Below are 13,435 nucleotides of genomic sequence, written 5' to 3'. Positions count from 1 at the left end.
CCAACGGGCGGGTATCGCGCTACTGGAGAGTGAATCCCGTGATGGTGATCGGGTTGAGGGGTGCTCCGGTGCCGTCGGAGGCCACCGTCGTCGGGTCAATGCCGGACGCGACCAGGGCTTTGAGCGCATCGAGTCCTGAGGTCACGGTGCCGACGATCGAGTAGCCGCCAGCGGCGTCAGATCCCAGGGTGGTGTCGGTCAACAGGATGAAGAACTGGTGGCCTTCGCTGTAGGCATCGCCCCCACTTCGCGCCATCGCGATCGTTCCGGCTGGGTAGGAGTTGTCGGCGGGGTCGTTCTCGACCGGGCCATAGGAGAAGGCCGAGTCGGGACCCCCAACGCCGTCGATCGAGCCGCACTGCAGGAACGACGCGTCGGGCGCCAGGCGATGACAGTTCTTGCCGGGGTAGTAGCCCGCCTGCATGTCTTGCACCATTCCGGCGACTGCTTGCGGCGCGAGAGTTCCATCAAGCGAAATCCCGAGGACCGCGTCGTTGAAGCTCACCTCTCCCGTCCAGACCCGGTCTTCGGCGAGGCTGGGGTCGGGTGCACCGACGTTCTGGTCGGCCGCGACCTCGGTGGCGGTGGGCGCAGGAGTCGGGGCGCCGGGGCCGGACGTGAAGTAGAAGAATTGCGTGAACCCGGCGAGACCGGCCACCAGAACGACACCCACGATCGCGAAGATGTTGTCGCGGACGCGGCGCTTGGACTGCGTGGCGTTCAACTGCTGACGGGCCTCGTAGACCTTGAGACGTCGCTGCGCCTCTCGCGAGTCGCGCTGTTGGTTGCTGTTGGATGCCACGTTGCTGGACCTTTCCGTATGCCGCAGAGAACTCTACTGTGACTCTCCGTGGCGGTCGGGGGCCGCAGCTAGCATGACGACATGAGCGCGCAGCCAGGACTTCGCTCCGGCAGCAGTCCGCTCGCGGTCAGGATGCGGCCACGCTCCCTCGACGAGGTGGCGGGCCAGGGTCACCTCCTCAAGCCCGGATCACCTCTGGTGAACCTCGCCAACGACAAGACGGGCGAGTCGGGCGCGGTTTCGATCATCCTGTGGGGTCCGCCAGGAACGGGCAAGACAACGCTCGCTCAGGCGATTGCGCACTCGTCGGGACGCCGATTTGTCGAACTGTCGGCAGTGACGGCAGGCGTCAAGGATGTCCGAGAGGTCATGGAGAAGGCTCACGCCGACCGCGACCTCTACGGGGTGTCGACGGTGCTGTTTCTCGACGAGATCCACCGTTTCACGAAGGCGCAGCAGGACGCGCTGCTGCCCGGCGTCGAAAACGGGTGGGTCATCCTGGTTGCAGCGACGACCGAGAACCCGTCGTTTTCGGTGATCGCGCCGCTGCTCTCCCGGTCGCTACTGCTTACCCTCGAGCCGCTCGACGAAGACGACCTCGGGATGTTGGTCGACCGCGCTGTCGAATCGCCCAAGGGTCTCAACAGCGCAATCGCGCTCGATCCCGACGCGCGAGCGGTGATCATCCGACTCGCTTCCGGCGACGCACGGCGCGCATTGACGGCGCTCGAGGCTGCGGCGACCGCTGCCGTGGCCGAGCACGAGGGTGCGGACCCTCAGGGCGACGACCTTCCGATCGTGACGGCGGAGCTCGTCGCAGCGACGGTCGACCGGGCGCTGCTGCGCTACGACCGCCAGGGGGATGAGCACTACGACGTCATCTCGGCGTTCATCAAGTCGGTTCGCGGGTCAGATGTCGACGCCTCGCTGCACTACCTCGCGCGCATGATCGAGGCCGGCGAAGATCCCCGCTTCATTGCCCGTCGCGTGATGATCCTTGCGGCAGAAGACATCGGGATGGCCGACCCGCAGGCGCTGCCGATCGCGGTCGCGGCCGCCGAAGGGGTCGCACTCATCGGGATGCCGGAGGGACGCATCCTGCTTGCCGAGGCCGTCGTGTACCTGGCGACTGCTCCGAAATCGAACGCCTCATACCTGGCTCTCGACGCGGCGATTGCGGATGTGCGGGCCGGGCGGATCGGTCGGGTGCCGGTGCACCTGCGCGATGCGCACTACCCAGGTGCGAAGCGACTCGGGCATGGCAAGGGCTACATCTACGCCCACGACGCCGAATTCGGAGTTGCCGCCCAGCAGTACCTCCCCGATGAGCTTGCCGGCACGCGGTACTACGACCCGACCGCCCACGGCAACGAACGGGATGTCGCAGCTCGTCTCGAGAAGATCCGGGCGATCTTGCGCGGCCCGAGTCTCAGCGGCGAATAGCGGGCACGCGGCATACTGGTCGGGAACCCGAGTCGACCTCAGAATGGAGTCTCCCGTGCCGACCCTCGCATCCCGTTTCGCCGCTCTGGCCTCGACCGCAGTGATCGTGTCTGTTGCACTGCTCGGGTGTGCGAGCACCCCGGCGGCGCCCGCCGGCCCGGACCCGACCACAGCGGCACCCGCGCCCGTCCCCGACGCGGGATGCCCGAGCGCCGTGCCCGGCGAGTACGGACCCGCCGTCGCCCTGCAGTCCGCCGATCTCCTCGGGATCAGCGACCTCCCCGCGGATGTGTGTGCCTATAGCGACGAGGCGCGAGACATGATCTGGATCTTCGCCGAGCCGTTCGACCCGACGTTCACCGATCGCATCACGTCGTGGCTGACCGCGGCCGGTTGGACGGCGGAGGACGTCGGCCCCTGGGGAGAGGGCGATCTCGTCAACATCTCGTACACGCCGCCCGCGGGTAACGACTTCACGTCCGCCTATGCGCACGTGTTCGACGCCTATCCCGACTCGGTTTCGTTGAACCTCGGCATCGACCAGGAATTTCTCACTCACTTCGGCGTCGAGCCCGGTGACAAGCTCGCGATTTTCGCCGCCTGGAACTAGTCGGGCTCGGCGGCACGTGCTACAGCGAGCCGACCGCCCACGGCAATGAGCGGGATGTCGCAGCACTCCGCGAGAAGATCCGGGCGATCCTCGTTGAACAAAATCCGATCAGCGAGAGGGGAATGCCGTGAACGAGTTTGACGAGCTTAAGCAACTTGCTGCAGATCTTGACGCCGAACCATTGGCGCGGATCATGGTCGGGCACCGGGAACTCTTTCACTCGAACCTCCTCGCGTGGTTCTACGAGCGACTGCCGGAGATCGCCGACAAGGTATTTCCGAGCTCCACGCCGGGGCCAGGATCGCCTCGGGAAGCGGTCAGGGAGCTTCAGAATCTCGACTTAGTGCTTGTCCGACCGGGAGCTCGTCCGGTGATTATCGAGAACAAGGTCTTCTCGGTACCGACGATCGCGCAGCTCCGGGACTACGACTCGAAGCTCGCTGGGTGGTGGGATACGCCGGCACGGCGCATCGTGCTGTCGATGACGCAAACCACTCCACCGTTGCCGGCCATTCAAGAAGATCCGGACCCTACCGGGTGGGTGTTCTGGAGTCACGGGGACCTCGCCGATCGTCTCGATCGAGCACTCATCGATGCAGGCGAGGGATATGAAGTCGAAACAATGCGCCACTACGCGCGGCTGCTCCGCACCTTGAGTCGTTTGGTCGAACTTGCGCGCGTCAAGCACCCCAACGAATTCGCGTTCCTCCGACCTGAAATCCTGGAGGCAATCCCCGCCCGTCAAATGAAGCAGGGGCTCGAGAAGATGCGCGCCGAGCACGTTGCAACGCTGCTTGCCGACAATGCGACGGGGGTGCTCGCGGACTCGTCGATGACTCACGGGACGCCGATCGTGACTCTGCGGCGACGCCTGCCCAATGATCCTGATTTCAGCGAAGTGAGCTTTCAGTATCAGGCGGGCCAGGTGCGAAGGCTCCTCGTCACTCGGGAACAAGGCCGGGGGAGCGAAGCGAAGCTGGCGCGTGAAGCGATCGCAAATCGTCGGCCTGAGATGTTTGACCTGACGAGCATTCACAAAGCGCTCGGGACTGAGCCGTCCGACGAACGACCGGGTTTCAAGCACTTCGATCCGGATTCGATCTATCGCTATGTCTCAGCCTCCGGAGTAACCGTCGAACAGCTCATTGAGCTAGGAAAATCTCTGTAGCGGGTCTGCTAAAGTAGCGAGGTTCGTCTGGATGACGGACACATCCCACTTCTTCACTCATGCCTAACGGCACGCCCCGACGTGTGTGCCGATTTCGGTGGAAGCGCGATGTACGTCCGTGAGTCGCGACAGTCGCGTCCACGTGTTCTAAGGAATTCACGTTGGTTACCAAGTCTCAGGACCGCCGCAAGGTCCGCCTTTCTCGTGCGCTCGGCATCCCGCTGACGCCCAAGGCCGCCAAGTACCTCGAGAAGCGTCCCTACGCTCCGGGTGAGCACGGCCGCACCAAGCGCAAGACCGACAGCGACTACGCGGTGCGTCTGCGCGAGAAGCAGCGTCTGCGCGAGCAGTACGGCATCCGCGAGAAGCAGCTGCGCATCGTCTTCGCCGAAGCTCGTCGCACCCAGGGCCTGACCGGTGAGAACCTGGTCGAGCTGCTCGAAATGCGTCTCGACGCCCTCGTGCTTCGGTCCGCTTTCGCGCGGACGACCGCGCAGGCACGCCAGATGGTCGTGCACCGCCACATCCTCGTCGACGGCCAGATCGTCGACCGCCCGTCGTTCCGCGTCAAGCCGGGTCAGCTCATCCACGTCAAGGAGCGCTCTGAGGGCACCGAGCCCTTCCAGGTCGCGGCGGCCGGCGGTCTCGTCGATGTTCTGCCGAAGACGCCGGGCTACCGCGAGGTCGAAATCGACAAGCTGCAGGCCCGTTTGGTTCGTCGCCCGAAGCGTGCCGAAGTGCCCGTTACGGCCGAGGTTCAGCTCGTCGTCGAGTACTACGCGGCCCGCTAGCCCCAGCATCCTGACAACGGGGAAGCCCCACAGCGTAAGCTAGGGGCTTCCCCGTTGTCGTTGGAGAAGGAGAATCGCCATGAAGGGTCTGTTTCTGCTCGCCGTTGGTGCTGCCGCCGGTTTTGCAATCGCACACCAGGTCTCAAAGACCCCCGAAGGTCAGAAGTTCTTCTCCGATGTCGACGCGAAGGCTCGCGAATTCGGCGACGCCGTCGTGACCGGCTACAAGAGCCGCGAAGCCGAGCTCAAGCAGACGATTGCTGACGCGCAAGGCGTGGTCTCCGACCTGTCCGCGCGAGCCCGCGCCGCCGCCAACTAGCGCCGACCCCTCCCGGGCGGCGAGGTCCGCCGGCCCGGCGGTCGTTCGCGCCCGTTCCCTCCCTCTCAGCCCGCCCTCACGGGCGGCGACCTAGGAAGCACCGTGCAGACCGCCGAGATTCAACGCCGCTGGCTCACCTACTTCGGTGAGCGCGGTCACACCGTCGTTCCCTCCGCCTCACTCGTGAGCGACGACCCGAGTCTGCTCTTCACGGTCGCCGGCATGGTGCCGTTCATCCCGTACCTGACCGGGGTCGTTCCTGCGCCGTACCCGCGTGCGACGAGCGTGCAGAAGTGCATCCGCACGAATGACATCGAAGAGGTCGGCAAGACCCCGCGGCACGGCACCTTCTTTCAGATGAACGGCAATTTCTCGTTCGGCGACTACTTCAAGGAGGGGGCGATCACGTACGCGTGGGAACTCCTCACCTCGCCCGAAGCGAAGGGCGGCCTCGGCTTCGACGAGAAAGACCTCTGGGTCACCGTCTACGAGGAAGACACCGAAGCGCGTGCCCTCTGGAAGAGCATCGCCGGGCTGTCGGACGACCGCATCCAGAACCTCGGCAAAGACTCGAACTACTGGTCGACCGGTCAGCCGGGGCCAGCCGGACCGTGTTCGGAAATCTTCTTCGACCGTGGACCCTCGTATGGAATCGACGGCGGACCGGCGACGGATGACGATCGCTACGTCGAGATCTGGAACCTCGTGTTCATGCAGTACGCGATCCAGAACGTGCGCAGCAAGATCGACTTCGACATCGTCGGCGAACTGCCGAAGAAGAACATCGACACCGGCATGGGCATGGAGCGCGTCGCCTTCATCAAGCAGGGCGTCGACAACATGTACGAGATCGACCAGGTGCGTCCGGTTTTGGATGCCGCGGTCGCGTTGGCGGGCAAGAAGTACGGCGCCGACCACGGCGACGACGTGCGTTTCCGCGTGATCGCCGACCACGTGCGTTCCAGTCTCATGTTGATGACCGACGGCGTCACGCCCGGCAACGAGGGGCGCGGCTACATCTTGCGCCGCCTGATGCGTCGCGCGATCCGCTCGATGCGTCTGCTCGGGGTCGACGCGCCGTCGTTCGCCGAACTGTTCGACGCGAGCCGTCACGCGATGCGCGACGCCTACCCGGATGTCGAAGAGAACTGGGAGCGCACCTCGCGCCTCGCCCTCGGTGAAGAAGAGACCTTCCTCACGACACTGGCGAGTGGCACGACGATCCTCGACACGGCTGTCGCGGAGGCGAAGAAGGCGGGCTCGGCGACTCTCGCCGGAGACGCTACCTTCCTGCTGCACGACACCTTCGGGTTTCCGATCGACCTCACCCTCGAGATCGCCGAGGAGGCCGGCCTCACGGTCGACCGCGCAGCGTTCGACAAGCTGATGCTCGAGCAGCGCACGCGCGCCAAGACGGATGCGAAGGCCAAGAAGGGCGCTATCGCCGATTTGGCGATCTACTCCGACCTTCGGGCGAAGGGCGAGACGGTATTCACCGGCTACGACACGCTCTCCACCGAGACGCGAGTGCTCGGCATTCTGATCGACGGGCAGCCGGCTCAGAAGGCCACGGTCGAGCAGGTGGCCGAGGTCATCCTCGCCGAGTCGTCGCTCTACGCGGAGTCCGGTGGGCAGGCGGCCGACCAGGGTCGAATCGTCGGCGATGGCTTCGACCTCGAAGTGCTCGACGTGCAGCGTCCCGTGAAGGGGCTCATCAGCCACACCGTGCGGGTGCGGTCGGGAGAGGTCGCGGTGGATGCCGTGGCAACTACGCTCGCCGACCCGACGTACCGGCATGCGGCGTCGCAAGCGCACTCGGCGACCCATCTTGTGCACGCGGCCCTGCGGCAGACCCTCGGCAACGAGGCGCACCAGTCGGGCTCGTTCAACAAGGCGGGCTACATGCGCCTCGACTTCGCGTGGAACCAGGCGCTCTCGCCGGCGACCCGCAGCGAGATCGAAGAGATCACCAACAACGCCGTGCGCGACAACCTCGAGGTGACCACCCGCATCCTGTCCCTTGACGAGGCGAAGGCTTCGGGCGCGATGGCGCTGTTCGGCGAGAAGTACGGCGACGTCGTGCGGATGGTCGACATCGGTGACGGGAGTTGGTCGCGCGAGTTGTGCGCCGGCATCCACGTTCGCTCGTCGGCCGAGGTCGGCATCGTCAATCTGGTGAGCGAGTCGAGCGTCGGGTCAACCAACCGCCGCGTCGAAGCGCTCGTCGGGCTCGACGCCTTCAAGGACTTCACGGCCGAACGCGCCATCGTCGGTCAACTGACGAGCACCTTGAAAACCCCGCGCGAGCAACTGCCCGAGCGCATCGCGTCACTCGTCGAACAGCTCAAAGTTGCCGAGAAGAAGATCGCCGCCTTCGAGGCGTCGAAGCTCTCGGGACGTGTTCCGGCGCTTGCCGAGAACGCCTCGCGGATCGGGGTCTACCGTGCCGTCGTCGAAGATCTCGGCGAACTCGGAACGGCCGACGAACTGCGCACCCTCGCCATGAGCGTGCGCGAGCGTCTCGGGTCAGACCCCGCCGTGGTCGCTCTCGCGGCACGGGTCGACGGCAAGCCTGCGGTGATCGTCGCGACGAACCAGGCCGCTCGGGATGCCGGCGCGAAGGCCGGAGTGCTCGCGAAGCAAGCGGCGGCGACCCTGGGCGGTGGTGGCGGCGGCAAAGACGACCTGGCACAGGGTGGCGGCAGCGACGTTACGGCGATCGCGGCGGCGCTGGACGGCATCCGCTCTGCGCTTCAGGGCTGACCGTGCGTCCCGGAGTGCGGCTCGGCGTCGACGTAGGCAAAGCTCGGGTCGGCGTGGCGGTGTGCGACCGCGACGGGATGCTCGCGACTCCCGTCGCAACTTTGGCACGGGTGGATGCCGACGAACGTTCGTTTCGCATCCTCAGTGAGGAGTACGGGGCGATCGAGATCGTGGTCGGCCTCCCGCTGTCGCTCAACGGCGGCGACACGGCATCCACAACAGATGCGCGGGACTTCGCCTCGATGCTGGCAAACGCGCTCGGGATGCCGGTGCGGCTGGTCGACGAGCGACTTTCCACGGTGTCTGCCCAGCGTGCACTGCGAGACTCAGGGCGACGCACGAAGGAATCGCGTGCCGTAATCGATCAAGTTGCCGCTGTTATCATCCTGCAGAATGCTCTCGACTCGGAGCGCTCCGCCGGACGACCGCCGGGGACCCTGGTCGAACCCGACGGAGGTAGTTGACGTGGCGAACGAACCGAGCTGGGACGAGATTTTCCGTCCCGCAGGCGGAGAACCCGTTCGGCCCCAGACTCCCAGCTCTGCGGAGCCGTCCGCGTCCGAATATCCGAGTGTGCGCGCCTCCGACCCCTTCGCGGTTGCGGCTGCTGAGGCCCAGTCGGGAGCCGGTTCTGCCCCTGTCGAAGGGCTGACTCGCCGTCAGATGCGTGAGCAAGAAGAACAGCAGGCGTCCCGGGGCGGTCGGGATGGCGGCAGCGGGGGAAGAACTCCGGGCTCGCCGAAATCGCCGAAGGCACCGAAGAAGAAGCGCCGCGGTCTGCTTGCGCTCGCGATCGTGGTCGTCACGCTGCTGGTGGTTGGCGGCGGCGGATTCGCCTACGCCTGGACCTTCCACCAAGACAAGGTGCGCGAGCTGCTCGGCTGGCAGGTGCCGATTGATTACCCCGGGACGGGCAACGGCACCGCAGTGACCGTCGTCATCCAGTCGGGTGACATCGGGTCGGACATCGCCCGCACACTCGTCGATTCGAAGGTCACGATGACTTTCGACGCGACCTATCAGTACCTCATCGCGAATCCCGACATCACGTTCGAGCCCGGCAACTACAAACTGCAAGAGCAGATGAGCGCGGCTTCTGCGGTCGCGGCCCTGCAGGATCCCGCCAACAAGATCATCAACACGGTGCTGATCAAGGAGGGCATGTCGATCGACCAGGCGTTCGACCAACTCTCCGCCGGAACGGGCATCTCCGTCGACGACTTCACTGCTGCGGCCGCCGACTTCGCGTCATACGGAGTCTCGTCCGATTCGCCGAGCGTCGAAGGTTGGCTGTTCCCCGCGACCTACACGTTCGATCCCGGCGTCACGGCGCCGGAGGTCATCCAGCAGATGGTCGACAAGACGATCTCGGTGCTCGACGCGAACGGGGTCGCTCCGGCGGACCGCCTCAAGATTTTGAAGATGGCGGCGCTCGTGCAACGCGAGGCGGGCGGCACGACCGACATGCCGAAGATCGCGCGGGTGTTCTACAACCGCATCGACCAGGGGATGCTGCTGCAGTCCGATGCGACCGTCGCCTACGGCACGGGCAACACCCACACTGTCTGGACCACTCCTGCCGAGCGTGCCGACCCGAGCAACCTCTACAACACCTACGTGCACGAGGGTTTGCCGTATGGTCCGATCGGCAACCCGGGAGAGGCCGCCATCAAGGCGGCGATCGCGCCGGCGGACGGTCTGTGGCTGTACTTTGTGCCGATCAACCTGCAGTCGGGCGAGACGGTGTTCTCGGAAACGCTCGCTCAGCACGAGGCGGCCGTCGCGCAGCTCAAGGCTTGGTGCAAGGCGAGCCCTGAGAACGCCACGTATTGCGCGTGAGCGCCCCCGTGCAGCGCCTCGCGGTTCTGGGGTCGCCGATCGAGCACTCTCGTTCGCCCCAACTTCACCTAGCTGCGTACCGGGTGCTCGGTTTGCCGTGGAGTTACGAGCGGTGTGACGTGCCTGCGGGCACCCTTCCTGGGTTTGTCGGCGGCCTCGACCTGAGTTGGCGTGGTCTGTCGCTGACGATGCCGCTGAAACGCGAGGTTCTGCCGATGCTGACCTCGCGCACCCCGCTCGTCGATTCCTCCGGTGTCGCGAATACCGTGCTCGTCGACGGCGATCGGCTCCGCGGCTTCAACACCGATGTGGCGGGCATTGTCGGAGCCCTTGCCGATCACCACATCGCGGATGTCGATATCGCTCACGTGATCGGTACCGGCGCGACCGCAGCCTCCGCCTTTCTGGCAGCCGCACAACTCGGCGCGTCTCGCATTGTGATTTCGGGTCGCAGCCTCGACGGGATTGCGGCGCTCGAAGTGCTCGGAGATCGACTTGGCGTCCACACCGAATGGCGGCTCTACGGGTCGGCGATGCCGCTGCGCGCCGATCTGGTGATCAACACGCTGCCGGGAGACGTCGACCCGGACGACGTGCCGGAGGCCGATCTCGGCTCGGTGTTGCTCGAGGTGCCCTACGACCCGTGGCCGACGCCCCGAGCCGCGCGCTGGGGAGAACGAGACGCGCTCGTCGTCAACGGTCTCGAGATGCTGTTGCACCAGGCGATCGCCCAGGTGCGCATCTTCGTCACCGGCCAAGAAGGCGGCCAACTCGATGATGAAGAGGATGTGATCGCCGCGATGCGCGAGTCGGTCGGCCTGCACGTGGAAGGCTCTGCTGGCTGAGAGGATGGTGGGTATGTTGCGCTGGCTGACTGCCGGGGAGTCCCACGGCCCCGAGCTGGTGGCGATTCTCGAGGGTCTGCCTGCCGGCGTCCCGGTGTCGAAGGCTGACATCCAAGCCGACCTGCAACGCCGCAAGCTCGGCTACGGTCGTGGCGCCCGGATGAAGTTCGAGGAGGACGCTCTCGAAATCTCGGGCGGCGTCCGATTCGGGTTGAGCATGGGTTCACCGATCGCCCTCCGCGTCGGCAACACCGAGTGGCCGCGCTGGGTCGATGTGATGAGCGCTGAGCCGGTGGATGTCGAGGAGCTGCCGAAAGGACGCGGCGCCCCGCTGACCCGGCCACGACCCGGGCATGCCGACCTGGTCGGGATGCAGAAGTACGACTTCGAGGAGTCGCGGAACGTGCTGGAACGCGCGAGCGCGCGGGAGACCGCCGCACGGGTCGCACTCGGTGCTGTCGCCCGCAGGTTCCTTGGCGAACTCGGCGTCCGGCTGGTTGCGCACACCCTGTCGATCGGGCCGATCCACGTGCCGGAGGGCGCTGCGCTGCCGGCAGCCGATGATGTCGAGATGCTCGATGCCGATCCGCTTCGGTGCTTCGACCCGGCCACATCCGCCCAGATGGTGGCCGAGGTCGACCGCGCGCACGAGGCGGGTGACACTCTCGGCGGCATCGTCGAGGTGCTCGCCTATGGCGTTCCGCCCGGACTCGGCTCGTACGTGCACTGGGACCGGCGACTCGATGGCCAGCTCGCCGCCGCAGTGATGAGCATCCAGGCGATCAAGGGCGTTGAAGTCGGAGACGGCTTCACCACGACGACACGGCCCGGCTCGAGCGCGCACGACGAACTCGTGATCGGTGCCGACGGCATCACCCGACTGTCCGACCGTGCGGGCGGCATTGAGGGCGGGATGTCGACCGGCACTCTGTTGCGGGTGCGTGCTGGCATGAAGCCGATCGCGACCGTGCCTCACGCTTTGCGCACGGTCGACGTCGCCACCGGCACGGCGGCCGAAGCACACCACCAGCGCTCCGATGTCTGCGCGGTACCGGCGGCCGGAGTCGTCGCGGAGGCGATGGTCGCTCTGGTTCTTGCCAACGCGATGCTCGAAAAGTTCGGCGGCGACTCGATCGGTGAGACCCGCCGCAACCTCGAGGGCTACCTCGCCGCGATGCCCGACAACCTGCGTACCGCCGGTTTGTCGGTTCCCGAAGAATGACTTCCGGCGTCAGCCCGCTCGTGAGTCCGCCCGTCGTGTTCGTCGGGCCGATGGCATCGGGCAAGACCAAGATCGGCAAACGGATCGCGCGCATCCTCGGCGTCGGGTTCACCGACACCGACCGCGTTGTGGTCGCCGAACACGGGCCGATCGCCGAGATTTTTGCGACCCACGGAGAAGCACGATTCCGCAAGTGGGAGCGCAAGGCTGTCGTCGCGGCCCTGCACTCTGACCATGTGGTCTCGCTCGGCGGGGGAGCGGTGTTGGATGCCGACACCCGCGCCGATCTCGCGATGCAGCGCGTCATCCTGCTGACGGTGACGCCGGAGGTGGTGGCGAAACGGCTCGCCGTCGATCCGGGCAAGCGTCCGCTACTCGCCGGCGGCGTCACCGACTGGGAGCGCATTTACGCCGCGCGACGTTCGCTGTACGAGGAAGTCGCAACGATGACCTTCGACACCTCAAACGGCGACTTCGACACCATCACCCGAGAGGTCGCCGCATGGCTGACGATGTGATCACGATCCCGGTTGCGGGTGATTCCGACGCCGGTTCTTCTTCCTACGATGTCGTCATCGGCCGCGACCTGCTCGGGATGATCCCCGAGTTGCTCAACCCGAAGACCGCGAAAGTCCTCATCGTGCATGCCCCGCCGCTCGGCGCCCGAGCCGAGGCGTTGCGCGAAGAGCTGTCCGGCCGCTACGAGGTCATCCTCGCCGAGATTCCGGATGCCGAGGCGGCCAAGCGTGTCGAGGTTGCCGCATTCTGCTGGCAGATCATGGGCCAGACCGACTTCACGCGCACCGACGCCGTCATCGGTCTCGGCGGGGGAGCGACGACCGACCTGGCCGGGTTCGTTGCAGCAACCTGGCTGCGCGGCGTCGACGTCCTCCAAATTCCGACGACGGTTCTCGGAATGGTCGACGCCTCGGTCGGTGGCAAGACCGGCATTAACACCGCGGAGGGCAAGAACCTCGTCGGGGCGTTCCACGCTCCGCGCGCGGTCATCTGCGACCTCGCCCTGCTCGACGCACTGCCGAAGAACGAGATTCTCGCCGGATTCGCCGAAATCGCGAAGGCGGGGTTCATCGCCGAACCCGAGATCCTCGACATCCTGGAAGCGGACGTCGACGCCGCGACAGATCCCACGACACCCCAGTTTCGGCGACTCATCGAACTGTCGATCGCTGTCAAAGCCCGAGTCGTTGGGGAGGATTTCACCGAGCAGGGTGTGCGCGAAATTCTCAACTACGGGCACACGCTCGCCCACGCAATCGAACACGCCGAGCGGTACCAGTGGCGCCACGGCGCTGCGGTCGCGATCGGAATGGTCTTCGCCGCCGAGTTGTCGCGGCTGACCCGCTCGCTCTCGGATGCCGACGTCGACCGGCACCGCCGCATCCTGTCGTCTCTGTCGCTGCCGACCAGCTATCCGCTCGGTCGCTGGCAGACGCTGCTAGCAACGATGCGCCGCGACAAAAAGTCCCGGGCGGGGATGCTGCGCTTCATCGTGCTCGACGCTATTGGTCGTCCGACGGTGCTCAACGGACCCGAGGATGCGCTGCTCTTTCTCGCCTACCAGAACGTCGCCGAGTAGGTCACTCATCCGCTGGCTGAGCAGTCGCGGAGTAGG

Annotated in this window: 13 protein-coding genes; 12 read left to right on the top strand and 1 reads right to left on the bottom strand. The window is 65.8% G+C overall.

All coding sequences use genetic code 11. The annotated features are described in order from the left end of the window. Positions 1 to 19: 19 nt before the first annotated feature. Positions 20 to 802 carry a peptidylprolyl isomerase gene (locus ABIR17_RS00945; RefSeq protein WP_348002476.1) on the bottom strand — a complete coding sequence of 261 codons (783 nt, stop codon included), beginning with the start codon at positions 800 to 802 and terminating at the stop codon, positions 20 to 22. 81 nt (positions 803 to 883) lie between these two features. Here ABIR17_RS00945 and ABIR17_RS00940 point away from each other — a divergent pair, with 81 nt between their 5' ends. The 12 genes from ABIR17_RS00940 to aroB all read left to right on the top strand — a co-directional run bounded on the left by ABIR17_RS00940 (position 884) and on the right by aroB (position 13,399). Then, the gene (locus ABIR17_RS00940) at positions 884 to 2,245 is read left to right on the top strand and encodes a replication-associated recombination protein A (RefSeq protein WP_348002475.1); all 1,362 of its coding nucleotides are present in this window, start codon (positions 884 to 886) and stop codon (positions 2,243 to 2,245) included. 55 nt (positions 2,246 to 2,300) lie between these two features. After that, complete coding sequence (locus ABIR17_RS00935) at positions 2,301 to 2,855, top strand: hypothetical protein (RefSeq protein WP_348002474.1); 555 nt, start codon at positions 2,301 to 2,303, stop codon at positions 2,853 to 2,855. Positions 2,856 to 2,982: 127 nt separating this feature from the next. After that, on the top strand, positions 2,983 to 4,023 hold the full coding sequence (locus ABIR17_RS00930; RefSeq protein ID WP_348002473.1) for a hypothetical protein: 1,041 nt from the start codon (positions 2,983 to 2,985) through the stop codon (positions 4,021 to 4,023). Between the two features lie 161 nt (positions 4,024 to 4,184). Then, positions 4,185 to 4,814 (top strand): 30S ribosomal protein S4, encoded by a 630-nt coding sequence (gene rpsD, locus ABIR17_RS00925; protein WP_348002472.1) that lies wholly within the window; start codon positions 4,185 to 4,187, stop codon positions 4,812 to 4,814. A gap of 79 nt (positions 4,815 to 4,893) precedes the next feature. Then, entirely contained in the window at positions 4,894 to 5,133 is a 240-nt protein-coding gene (locus tag ABIR17_RS00920; RefSeq protein WP_348002471.1) for a hypothetical protein, read from the top strand. Positions 5,134 to 5,235: 102 nt separating this feature from the next. Then, positions 5,236 to 7,896, top strand: coding sequence for an alanine--tRNA ligase (gene alaS, locus ABIR17_RS00915; RefSeq protein ID WP_348002470.1), 2,661 nt, complete (start codon positions 5,236 to 5,238; stop codon positions 7,894 to 7,896). Continuing rightward, positions 7,893 to 8,360, top strand: a complete 468-nt coding sequence (gene ruvX / locus ABIR17_RS00910) for a Holliday junction resolvase RuvX (RefSeq protein WP_348002560.1) — start codon at positions 7,893 to 7,895, stop codon at positions 8,358 to 8,360. Before alaS ends, ruvX begins: the two co-directional genes overlap by 4 nt. Positions 8,361 to 8,469: 109 nt before the next feature. Then, a complete protein-coding gene (gene mltG / locus ABIR17_RS00905) occupies positions 8,470 to 9,735 on the top strand; it encodes an endolytic transglycosylase MltG (protein ID WP_348002469.1) in 1,266 nt (421 codons plus the stop codon). Further along, positions 9,732 to 10,580: a shikimate dehydrogenase gene (locus ABIR17_RS00900; RefSeq protein ID WP_348002468.1), complete on the top strand. Its 849-nt coding sequence runs from the start codon at positions 9,732 to 9,734 to the stop codon at positions 10,578 to 10,580. The genes mltG and ABIR17_RS00900 overlap by 4 nt, the downstream gene beginning before the upstream one ends. 13 nt (positions 10,581 to 10,593) lie before the next feature. Then, a complete protein-coding gene (gene aroC, locus ABIR17_RS00895) occupies positions 10,594 to 11,802 on the top strand; it encodes a chorismate synthase (protein WP_348002467.1) in 1,209 nt (402 codons plus the stop codon). After that, on the top strand, positions 11,799 to 12,320 hold the full coding sequence (locus tag ABIR17_RS00890) for a shikimate kinase (RefSeq protein WP_348002466.1): 522 nt from the start codon (positions 11,799 to 11,801) through the stop codon (positions 12,318 to 12,320). Before aroC ends, ABIR17_RS00890 begins: the two co-directional genes overlap by 4 nt. Further along, on the top strand, positions 12,305 to 13,399 hold the full coding sequence (gene aroB, locus ABIR17_RS00885) for a 3-dehydroquinate synthase (protein WP_348002465.1): 1,095 nt from the start codon (positions 12,305 to 12,307) through the stop codon (positions 13,397 to 13,399). Before ABIR17_RS00890 ends, aroB begins: the two co-directional genes overlap by 16 nt. Positions 13,400 to 13,435 lie beyond the last annotated feature (36 nt).

It is taken from the genome of Pseudolysinimonas sp. (assembly GCF_039912695.1).
Taxonomy (GTDB): Bacteria; Actinomycetota; Actinomycetes; order Actinomycetales; family Microbacteriaceae; genus Pseudolysinimonas_A.
The sequence above is the reverse complement of the archived record's forward strand: the minus strand, read 5'-3'. Positions and strand labels throughout refer to the sequence as shown.

What these genes read in the sequence shown, in the direction of transcription:
- ABIR17_RS00940 (WP_348002475.1), top strand. Translation starts at nt 884, where the DNA reads ATGAGCGCGCAGCCAGGACTTCGCTCCGGCAGCAGTCCGCTCGCGGTC.
- ABIR17_RS00920 (WP_348002471.1), top strand. Translation starts at nt 4,894, where the DNA reads ATGAAGGGTCTGTTTCTGCTCGCCGTTGGTGCTGCCGCCGGTTTTGCA.
- aroC (WP_348002467.1), top strand. Translation starts at nt 10,594, where the DNA reads ATGTTGCGCTGGCTGACTGCCGGGGAGTCCCACGGCCCCGAGCTGGTG.
- ABIR17_RS00890 (WP_348002466.1), top strand. Translation starts at nt 11,799, where the DNA reads ATGACTTCCGGCGTCAGCCCGCTCGTGAGTCCGCCCGTCGTGTTCGTC.
- aroB (WP_348002465.1), top strand. Translation starts at nt 12,305, where the DNA reads ATGGCTGACGATGTGATCACGATCCCGGTTGCGGGTGATTCCGACGCC.